Genomic DNA, 9,289 nt, shown 5'->3' on the forward strand with positions numbered 1-9,289 from the left:
CTACACTCTATCCAACCCCCTCTCCCCCCCCCCCCCCCACTCCCGACCCGGGGGCCCCCTGGTGCGCGCACCACATCCTCGGTGCGCGCACCGAGCGCACCGCCTGCCCGAGTAGATGCGCACCGCCCGGCCGTGGATGCGGCGCGCGCCCGCCGGACCCGCCCTCGAACCCATTCCGTGTGACCTGCCACACGTGCGCGGGCCCCATATCGCGCATTCGGGACTCTGGCCGGACAGCGGACAAGGGGCTGTGTGATATAGGAACTCGGCTCGATCCGGCTCCTCTTGGCGGTGGCATCGCGCGCGACTCCGAGCGCGCCGCGCGCCGCGACACGCGCCAGGTGCGGACGGTGCGCGCACCATCCCGCCGCCGCGCTGGCGGTGAGCACCGCCGCCCCGCACCGGGTGCGCACCACCGCACCGACGATGCGCGCCATGCGCACCGGGTGCGCGCACCACCGGCCCGAGAGTGGACGACATCGTGCGGAGTGGACCCCACTCGGTGGGCGCCACCGCACCCGATGCCCGGACAGTGGACTCCACTCGATGTACGACATCGGCCGGGAGCGCACGACATCGCAGTGGGGGAGTGCACAGCATCCGATGTCCATCGCCGGGGCCGGGCCGGTGCATCGTTCCTTGATTGTGCACGAGCGGTCATCGACCGGTGCTAGCTTCCGCGCGTGCTTAGCCGACCGTCGTGGACCGTGCATTTCGTGAGCCGGGAGCTTCCGGAGCCTGCGACCATGCCCTTCTGCCTGCGTGAACTGTGTGACGGCTACGTGGATTGGCTGGATGAGGAGGGCTTACCGGACGGGCTGCCGTTCCTGCTCTCGCCGACGTTTGCGTACGACGTAGCGCTCAACTCGTACTTCCTTCAGGCGAACTTGCTCATCGCGCCGTGGAACAGCAACGCCAACCGGGCCAGGGCACTGCTCCGCTTCTTGAACTTCCTGCACTTCGCCCGCGGTGGAAAACTGTGGCGGGACGCCACGGAGGCCGATCCCCTCGCATTTCATCAGTGGCGTCGCCGCGATGAGGCCGGGCCCCGGGTGGGAGGCAGCACCTGGAACCAGGAGGTGTCCCTGGTCAACCAGTTCTATGAGTGGGCTCTCCGGAAGCGGCATATCGCAGCTGTCCCGATCCCGCACCGTGTGAGACGGCCGGCACCGATCGGCTCGGTGATGCGCACTGCCGTCTCCCAGACGGTTCCGGCAACCTACGCCCACGACGAGCACGGCGAGCGGATCGAGTGGATGCCGCCCCGCACCTACCACTCGAGGTTTCCGCTATGCGGTCGGCTCCGGCCATGGAAGCGACACCGGATCGACCGAGCCGCTACGACGAGCTCGTCGCTCGGAATGCCAAACTCAAACGGCGCAATCGCGAGCTCAATGACCACCTAACTGTCGCCGCCGCGCACATCCAGCGCATCACCTTGGAGAACCAACGTCTGCGGCAAGGACTCGAATCCGCAACCGGCGTCACTCGACTCACACCTTTTCCGGCAGGCCGTTCCTCCCTCGACTAAGACCGACCAGCAAATGGATCACTTGAGGCAGCCAAGCGGGTGGCCCGCTGTGAACTCCTTCCGGGCGGGCAGGAGCGCCACGAACTGGTTCCAGAGGGGTTCGAGCAGGCAAGATGGCAGTGCGGGCACGGCTGTCCTTCGTGATCACTGAGCGTAGAGAAATCCATGATCACGTGGAACCGTGCCCGTTCTGCTACTCACCCCATCTCCCGGGCACCTGCTGCCGATCCGGTCTGAGAGCGAAGCTCAGTCACCCGTTGCCCCGTCGGTCCGCTCCCGCAGGAAGTCGGCGTGGCCGTTGTGGCGGGCGTACTCCTGGATCATCAACACGTAGACCCAGCGCAAACTGAGGGAAACTCCGCGAGAGGACATGAAGGTCTTGTCGAGGCCGTGCCCGGCCGCCGCCGCGTCGCACGCTTTGACCTCGGCCTGGAACAATCCGAAGTCTCTCTCCGCATGGGCTGCGTGAACTCCGTCGAGTCCTTCATTGCCATCTGACGGGCCGGTGAAGATATCGCCGATAGCCTCACCTGCGAAGCTTCGCCGGAACCACCATCGCTCCACCTCCGCCATGTGCCGGACCAAGCCAAGGAGGGTGAGGTCCGACGGCTCTACGGTCGCCCGCGCCAATTGGGCCGACTCAAGCCCGGCACACTTGGCCAGCAACGTTTCCCGGTGCCAGCTCAGCCAACCCTCCAACATCTGACGCTCAGTGACCGTACCCAGGCCGCCTAGCTGCTTGTCGCGCTCGACCGGTGGTGCTGTCCATGTCATGGATCCACCCTGCACCGCCACCTGGAAGGGGATCAAGCAGGCAACATGGCAGCGCGGTCAACCCTCGCCACCTCCGGGCGCCTCTTGCCGGCCGGTCTAAGATCTTTGGTCAACGGTCAGTATCAAACTGCGGCCACGACCTTGACCGGGTTCGCTACGTGCGACATCCCGCCCGAACGGGACAGCGCCCGGGGGAGGAGAAGTCTCCTTCCCCGGGCGCTGCCCCGGCTTCCGCTCCGCTCAGGTGGCGGCCTGCCCGTACCCGGCGCCGACGTTGCCGCGGATGTCGGCGAGGAACTGGGAGACCTGGTCGACCTCCTGCATGCACTCGATCAGGAACACCGCCGCGATGTAGGCGGCCTGTGCCCCGCCGCCCGCGTGGCACCAGCGCCTCAGATACCGGCTCGTCACGGCCACCAGGTCCTCGAGGACGTTCCCGGCGTCGCAGTCGGTGTGCTCATCGGGCACGACGCTGATGTAGTCGGCCAGCAGCAGCGCGCCGAACTCACTGATCAGCAGCGCCAGCTCGAGGCCGTCGGCGTGGAAGGCCGCCAGCGCGGCCTGGTCCTGCTCGCTGCCCTGGGACCGCCAGACCAGCTCTATGTAGTCGGTGGCCCGCGTGATCTGCTCCGGGGCGAGCTCGGGCAGCTTCGACGTCGTCGTCTCCATGACGCTTCCTCACTGTTCACACACCGGGCGCCCGTTGCGCCCGGCCGGTCGCCCTACGGTGCAGGCACTTGCCTGTGGACAGATTCCGGAGCTGGGGCGGGGCGGTGCTCGTGACGTCGATCATGGACAAACCCGTTGGTCTATCGGGTCAACCAGGTGAAAGCGGACGCCGATCGGGGGTGATCGTCAGGTCGCGGACAAAGGGTGGCTTCGCACGGTGGCCACGGCCCGCACCACTTCGCGTGCGGGCCGGACCTGTCACCGATCCGGCCGCGTACGGCCGGAGAACTCCGAGGACGCGATGACCACTGCACCCACCCCGCACACTCCGCCGGCCCCGGCGGACACCGCTGCGACGGCGAGCCCCGCTCCGAGCCCTGTGGCGAGCCCCGCTTCCAGCCCCGCAGCCCCGAGCCGCCGTCTGACCGTTGTCGCTGATCAGACGCCCGATTCACCCGCCCCGGCCGGTTGCAACTCCTCTTCTCCTACTACTGATGTACCTGGAGAAGCGTCCCGGGCCCGCAAGGCTGCGGCGAAGGCCGGAGCGGAGATCCGCGGCGAGGTCCTGCTCACCCTCCCCCAGCTGCGCCTGGCCACACCCCGCCAGCTCAAGGCGCTGCTGCTGCCCCACCAGCAGGACACCGACCACGTCCGACGCGCACTGCGCAACCTGCTCGCCGAATCCCCGGCTCTGATCGGCCGGACCCACCGCGCCCAGCAGAGCTACTGGTACTGCACCCCGGCCGGGCTCGCTGAAGCAGCCGCCTCCGGCGAACTTCCGCCAAGGGCCGGCCACGCCACAGGCAAGCGCGCCGCCAGCAAGACGGGCCTGCGGGAGCACGGCCTCGCCCTGGTCGACACCGTCATCGCCTTCCACCAGGCGGAGATGGCCGACCACGCCGACTGGCAGGTGGAAGTCGCCCACCCCACTCCGGCCGGGAACCTGGTGCCCGACGGCGTGGTGCTCCTGAACGACAGCTCCAGCGCGTTCGTGGAGATCGACCGCACGATGTCCTACGCCCGCCTGGTCGCCAAGCTGGAGCGCTACGACGCCTACCGCAACGCGCCGCCGTCCGGGCGCGGGAACGCTGCCCGAGCTCCGCGCAGCCACTGGCAGGAGACCTACGCCGGGCCGTCTTTGGAGCGGCCCTTCCCGCCGGTGCTGTTCGTCTTCGCCCCCGCCCCGCGCCGCGCGGCCCCGGCAACGAGGGAGGCAGCCTTCCACGACCGCCCCCGCCGCGTCGGGGGCGTGAACTACCGGATGACCGTGGCGACGACGACCCTGCCCTTGCTGACCCGCAGCGGGGCCGATGGGCCGGTGTGGCGGATCGCCGGCAACGGCCGCGGCGAGGACCGCTGTTCTCTGGCCGCGCTGCCGAAGGCACGGTGAGCACGGTGTGCCCGGCCACCCAGGCCGGGTCCACCGTCGTCTTCACGCTCTCGTTGTCGGTGGCGGCTGGGAGGCTTGGTCGGATGAACGGCGATGAGCAGCTGCGAAACGGCCGCGACCACGACGCCCAACCCCGGTCCGCTCCCGCACCGGACCTACGCCGAACTGGTCGGCGGTCCGCTGGACGGTCTGCTGCTGGACATTCACGGATGGCGGACCGTGGAAGTCGACGACGGGGTGGCCCTGTCCACCGAGCTCGGGCAGTTCCCCGGCGGGCGGTCGCTGTACGACCCGCGCCTCGGCGAGCCCCGCACACCCGGCCCCGGTGTGAGCTGGATCTTCTACTACTCCGGCGAGACGCCCTGACCGCTGCTGCGGCTCGCCCTGCCGGTCTGTCCGATGCACGCTGGGAAGCGTGAGCAGCACGCCTATCGTCGTACACCCGCCCGCAGACACGGGAGGCCGGAGGGTGACCGTGCACTCCCATGGCCGGGACGAAATCCTCGGCACCGCCTACAGCGATCACGACCTGGTGGTGTTCCTCGAGGGCGCGGGCATCCACGATGCCGACAGCATCCTGGACTATGACCGGTGGATCGAGTGGCGCGGCGGCCGCGCACACCAGTGGAGTGCTGCCTGAAGCCGCTTTGCGCGCCGGTTACGGGCAGGCGTGCTCGGCTCGGTGGGAGCACCCGACCATGAACCCGACCACAGCAGGTCAGCGGGGCATGGCCGCCCCCCGGCTGCGCTGCCTCCGGTCGGGCGGCCTGTGGCGTTCGTCTATCCGGCCGCGGGGACGGTGCCTGCGGAAGTGCTGTCAGCTGATAGTGGGGCGCTCTGCGCTTGGGATGGAGTGGCGCCGTGTCGGCGTTGGCGTTGGCTGTAGGTGGTGATGGCCTGCCATAGGTGGCGTCGGTCGGCGTCGGGCCAGGGCAGGCCGGTGAAGTGCAGTTCGGCATAGGTGGCTTGCCAGGGCAGGAAGTTGGAGGTGCGTTGTTCGCCGGCGGCACGGTCCGAACTGCGCCACCTCGCCCGCGCCCACGGAGCCGTCCGGGCCGCGCGACCGGCCGCCGTGGGCGACCAGGAGCACGAGGTTGCGCTGGGGGTTACGCCTGGTCCCTCTCCAGCGAGATCTCACGCAGGCCGGCCTCGAGGTCAAGAAGGTCTGCCAGCTCCGCGTCGAACCGCGTGTTCTGCTCCGCCCACGACTGCTCGAACAGGTCTGTCACCGGTCTTCACGCTCCTCACGCCGTGCCAGGCGGGCAGTAAGCATGAGGCGGGCCTTACGGAGGCTGGAGCGCACGGTTTCAGGACTGATGCCCAGCTCTTCGGCGATCTCCGTAGGCGAGTGACCGTCGTACTTCCAGGCCACGATCTGCCGCTGGCGGGGAGGGAGATCGGCCAGCAGCCGCAGGAGGTCCTGCTGCTGCTCCCACTCCGCAGCCGCGTCCGGTGAGGAAAGCAGCGGGGAAGGTTCTGGAACGTCCTCACAGAGATCCGCTTCAGCGCGGCTGAGATGCCGGACGAGTTCTCGGGACGCGACCCGCCGGGTCCAGGCAGGCGTCCAGGACGGGCAACAGGGCCGTCAGCAGTGCGGCGGAGGCGAGCAGGGCGGTTCTTCGTACGGAACGCATGGAGCTTCCCCCTTGGCAGCCGTGAGTGAACTGGGGCGCACGGGGCCGTCAAGACACACGACACCCCTTTCGGCCCTGCTCGAATTGATGGCGTTTCGCCCTCGGGTCTGTGAGGTTGGGAGCACTCCACAGGTCACCGACTTCCGGGATGTGCCCATGAAGAAGTCCACTTTGTCCTCACCCCGCGCAAGGCGCCTCGCGGGGGCCCTGGCTTGCGCGTTCGCCCTCGTCGGCACCATGACGAGTGCCGCTGTCGCGCAGCCCGCCGGGAGCAACCAGGCGGCGTCCTCCTGCAACTTTGACGGCGTCGACGGCCACTGGTATTGCAGGAACAGGCCGGGGATCCGCGTGGAGTGGGCCGGGCAGACCGTCGGCTACCTTGGCGGGACCGTCAACTGGTTCACCTGCCGGTACGAGGGTGACCCCACCGGCGGCGGCGGCCCGCACCCCAACCGCTGGATCTACACGCTCGCCGACACGCCTCACTACAGCCACGGTGGCTGGGGCTTCGTGAAGGACAGCGACGTGTACGACGAGACAGACCCGCTGCCGAGCTGCTGATCCCGGCCCCGGGCGCCCGAGGACGTCCGGGCCAGGAGCGCCCCCGGCGAGTTCGAGGAACTCGCCGGGGGCTCCTGCCGCTGTCCTGGGCGATCTCCGCCGCTATCGAGAGACGCGCTCCCTGTCTGATGAGGAAACCGACCAGCTTGGGTCTGAACTCCAGATAGAAGGAGCCTCTTCCAACCTGACGGCTGGTTGGATCGGCACCCCGGCGGCGGGCATGAAGAAAGCTCCTGGTAGACGGGTTCACGACCAAGATCACCAGTCCGCCAGGAGCTCTCGCGTGCTTGTCTACCCGTCCGGCATCGATCTGTCCAGCCGCACCCTGCAGCACCTCTCCGGCCTTCTCGCAGGTCACCGCCGTCGGATCGGCTCCCGGTGGCGTCGCCTGACCTGCGGTCGGCAGGCCCTGCTCGTCCTGGCACACCTGCGCTGCGGCGACACCTATGCCCGCCTCGCAGCAGGATTCCACATCGGGACCGCGACGGCCTACCGCTACATACGCGAGGCCGTCGGCCTCCTGGCCGCCCTCGCACCCACGCTGGAACAGGCCATGACGACTGTCCGGAAGAAGGCGTACGTGATCCTCGACGGCACCGTGCTGCCGATCGACCGCATCGCTGCCAACCAGCCGTACTACTCGGGTAAGAAGAAACACCACGGGATGAACGTGCAGGTCCTCGCAGATCCAGCCGGCCGTCTGATCTGGGCCTCGGACGCACTACCCGCAGCCGTGCACGATCTGACCGCGGCCCGGACCCACGGCATCCCCGCCGCTCTCGCCGCCGACGACATCAAGTGCTGGGCGGACAAGGCCTATCAGGGCGCAGGTCAGGCGGTCCGCGTCCCGTTCCGGGGCAAGGGGCTGCGCGGATGGCGTCGGCTTCACAACCGCGATCACGCCAAGATACGCAGCCTCGGCGAACGTGCCATGGCCACCCGCAAGTGCTGGCGAGTCCTGCGGAAGCTCCGCTGCAGCACCACCCGGATCACAGCCGTCGTCCGAGCCATCGTCACCCTCGAACTCGCCGCCTGATCAAGATGGAAAGGGCTCAAGGCCTCGAATTCTTCGGTGGAGGGGAAGGTGGAGGCGCTCTGGGACGGCTGTGCCGTGCCCATGGCTTCCCGCGGCTCACGATCACTCATGCTCGCTGCTCCCGTTCACGACCAGACGAAGCCGGGTTCCGTCCCCACACCGTCCGTCGAACCGCCCTCCCCGGGGAGGGCCTGAGCGATACCAACGAGGTAGGCACCGCGCGCTTCCTCTTGCCGCACGCGCCAGCGAAGGCGAAGCCGCAAGGCCAACGGGCCGGCGGCAAGGCTTCCGACCAGGCCCAGAGTTGTGAAGTCCATATTAGGTAGAGGGCTTTGAGACGGTGAGCGTGAACTGCTCCCGCAGATTGATTGGCGGTTCGGACGTGCCCCGCTCGGACTGCGCCCGCGTACGCGACGGAAGAGTACCCACCCGGGAGCCACTGCGAGCGCCCACCGAGCCGCCATGGTCGGGGCGACCACGGTCCGACCAACAGGCCGACCACGACTCCCGTCCGCACCGCCCACAGCCCGACCACGGCTGCTCAGCGCGTTGCGCCGCGATCCTGGAATCCCTGACCCGCGCCGCAGCGGACGTGAACGGCGGCCGGGGTCAGGAGTCGTCGGGGGCGGAGTCGGTGATGTGGTCGAAGCCACGGAGCGGCGGCGTCAGCTCCTGCCCGGCTCCGCACAGCGTGTACAGCGGGTGCCCGGGTGCTCTGCCGCGTCCAGGGCGCGGTCCACATCGAGCAGCGGCGCACCCGCCGGTGCTTCCTCGCAGTCCGGTGCGTGCAGGACGGAGTGGGCCGGGCCGCGGCCCTCGCACCTTCGCCAGCACCCAGCGCGAAGGCCTGCGCTCCCCGAGGACTTCACGGACCACCGACTGCGGTGACCGCTTCAGCTTCTCGGTGACGACCTGGTCGTAGTCGACGCCGCCGACCGGCCGTACGTGGTCGGGGGCGCGCACCCACACCCGGTACTCCGCCGCCTCCACACCGCCGTCCTCGCGATCTCGGAACGACGGCAGCCCTACCAGGTACAGCCAGTCCGTCTCCGTCTGCCGCCGTCTCCACAGCCGCGCCACGACTTCCTGCTGCTCGGTCCCGAGCAGAGGATCTGCGGGCAGCACGACCCGGACCGGCACAGGTACGTGTTCGGTCGCATCGTCGGAGGGTGTCGTCACGGCCCCACACTAAGCAGCCTGAAACCAGAGGCGCGGAAGAGGGCGCGAGGGCCAGAATCCTTCCTGGGATGTCGTCCCGCACGCCGAAGGAGCGCCGCCATCAGCAAGCCGATCTCGCCTCAGAACATGAAGAACCTGGTCTTCATCAGGCTGCTGTACCGCCAGACACGGCCAAGTTGTAGATGGAGAAGGACCACGCGATGAGCGCGAGCACGACGGGAATGGCACCCACCACCACCACCGCAGCCCACGGGAAGGCTGCCGGGGGCCGATGTCCTTCGGCTGACCGCGAGTTCTGCGAAACGAGCGAGAACTTGCTGGCGGCCGTGGCGACCGTCGCGACGCAACCGCAGATCAGTCCCAGTCCGAAGATGATGTGGCCGGCCACGTATTCCTGGTTCAGGCCGGCGCTCTGCGCTCTGAGGGGCCTCGCGTTTTCCGGACAGGCATCTGACTGTCTATTTCACGCGGCGATTCGCAACTTCTCGTGCTCGGCGTGGACTTCGCGCGGAGGG

Annotated in this window: 9 protein-coding genes and 5 pseudogenes; 6 read left to right on the forward strand and 8 right to left on the reverse strand. The window is 68.7% G+C overall.

The window, feature by feature from the left end:
* The first annotated feature begins 746 nt into the window (after positions 1-746).
* Positions 747-1,406, forward strand: a complete 660-nt coding sequence (locus ABZT12_RS38830) for a hypothetical protein (protein WP_356394463.1) — start codon at positions 747-749, stop codon at positions 1,404-1,406.
* Positions 1,407-1,558: 152 nt separating this feature from the next.
* Here ABZT12_RS38830 and ABZT12_RS38835 read toward each other — a convergent pair.
* The 3 genes and pseudogenes from ABZT12_RS38835 to ABZT12_RS38845 all read right to left on the reverse strand — a co-directional run.
* A pseudogene (locus ABZT12_RS38835) lies at positions 1,559-1,660 on the reverse strand (IS5/IS1182 family transposase); the annotation flags it as partial.
* Positions 1,661-1,777: 117 nt separating this feature from the next.
* Positions 1,778-2,305: a DinB family protein gene (locus ABZT12_RS38840; RefSeq protein WP_356394484.1), complete on the reverse strand. Its 528-nt coding sequence runs from the start codon at positions 2,303-2,305 to the stop codon at positions 1,778-1,780.
* Between the two features lie 240 nt (positions 2,306-2,545).
* The gene (locus ABZT12_RS38845; protein ID WP_356394466.1) at positions 2,546-2,974 is read right to left on the reverse strand and encodes a hypothetical protein; all 429 of its coding nucleotides are present in this window, start codon (positions 2,972-2,974) and stop codon (positions 2,546-2,548) included.
* 301 nt (positions 2,975-3,275) lie between these two features.
* Between ABZT12_RS38845 and ABZT12_RS38850 the strand changes: the two genes are divergently transcribed.
* The 3 genes and pseudogenes from ABZT12_RS38850 to ABZT12_RS38860 all read left to right on the forward strand — a co-directional run bounded on the left by ABZT12_RS38850 (position 3,276) and on the right by ABZT12_RS38860 (position 5,004).
* Entirely contained in the window at positions 3,276-4,364 is a 1,089-nt protein-coding gene (locus tag ABZT12_RS38850) for a replication-relaxation family protein (protein ID WP_356394469.1), read from the forward strand.
* An 83-nt stretch (positions 4,365-4,447) separates the two neighbouring features.
* Positions 4,448-4,730, forward strand: a pseudogene (locus ABZT12_RS38855) (hypothetical protein).
* A gap of 49 nt (positions 4,731-4,779) precedes the next feature.
* Positions 4,780-5,004, forward strand: a complete 225-nt coding sequence (locus tag ABZT12_RS38860) for a hypothetical protein (RefSeq protein WP_356394472.1) — start codon at positions 4,780-4,782, stop codon at positions 5,002-5,004.
* Positions 5,005-5,144: 140 nt separating this feature from the next.
* Here the strand turns inward: ABZT12_RS38860 and ABZT12_RS38865 are convergent.
* From ABZT12_RS38865 to ABZT12_RS38875, 3 genes and pseudogenes are all read right to left on the reverse strand, one after another.
* Positions 5,145-5,363: pseudogene (locus tag ABZT12_RS38865) on the reverse strand (undecaprenyl diphosphate synthase family protein); the annotation flags it as partial.
* 107 nt (positions 5,364-5,470) lie between these two features.
* On the reverse strand, positions 5,471-5,593 hold the full coding sequence (locus tag ABZT12_RS38870; protein ID WP_356394475.1) for a hypothetical protein: 123 nt from the start codon (positions 5,591-5,593) through the stop codon (positions 5,471-5,473).
* Positions 5,590-5,862: pseudogene (locus ABZT12_RS38875) on the reverse strand (sigma-70 family RNA polymerase sigma factor); the annotation flags it as partial. The gene ABZT12_RS38870 and the pseudogene ABZT12_RS38875, both read right to left, overlap by 4 nt.
* A 373-nt stretch (positions 5,863-6,235) precedes the next feature.
* Here ABZT12_RS38875 and ABZT12_RS38880 point away from each other — a divergent pair.
* Positions 6,236-6,559, forward strand: coding sequence for a hypothetical protein (locus ABZT12_RS38880; RefSeq protein ID WP_356394478.1), 324 nt, complete (start codon positions 6,236-6,238; stop codon positions 6,557-6,559).
* A gap of 283 nt (positions 6,560-6,842) precedes the next feature.
* A complete protein-coding gene (locus ABZT12_RS38885; RefSeq protein WP_356394481.1) occupies positions 6,843-7,595 on the forward strand; it encodes a transposase family protein in 753 nt (250 codons plus the stop codon).
* Between the two features lie 609 nt (positions 7,596-8,204).
* Here the strand turns inward: ABZT12_RS38885 and ABZT12_RS38890 are convergent.
* A pseudogene (locus ABZT12_RS38890) lies at positions 8,205-8,735 on the reverse strand (DUF6233 domain-containing protein).
* Positions 8,736-8,919: 184 nt separating this feature from the next.
* Positions 8,920-9,177, reverse strand: a complete 258-nt coding sequence (locus ABZT12_RS38895) for a DUF2776 family protein (protein WP_356394487.1) — start codon at positions 9,175-9,177, stop codon at positions 8,920-8,922.
* Between the last annotated feature and the right edge of the window lie 112 nt (positions 9,178-9,289).

The sequence above is a fragment of the Streptomyces sp. NPDC005423 genome (genome assembly GCF_040606415.1).
Taxonomy (GTDB): Bacteria; Actinomycetota; Actinomycetes; order Streptomycetales; family Streptomycetaceae; genus Streptomyces.

Coding starts and splice junctions, on each gene's coding strand:
- ABZT12_RS38830 (WP_356394463.1), top strand. CDS start 747: ATGCCCTTCTGCCTGCGTGAACTGTGTGACGGCTACGTGGATTGGCTG.
- ABZT12_RS38840 (WP_356394484.1), bottom strand. CDS start 2,305: ATGACATGGACAGCACCACCGGTCGAGCGCGACAAGCAGCTAGGCGGC.
- ABZT12_RS38845 (WP_356394466.1), bottom strand. CDS start 2,974: ATGGAGACGACGACGTCGAAGCTGCCCGAGCTCGCCCCGGAGCAGATC.
- ABZT12_RS38850 (WP_356394469.1), top strand. CDS start 3,276: ATGACCACTGCACCCACCCCGCACACTCCGCCGGCCCCGGCGGACACC.
- ABZT12_RS38880 (WP_356394478.1), top strand. CDS start 6,236: ATGACGAGTGCCGCTGTCGCGCAGCCCGCCGGGAGCAACCAGGCGGCG.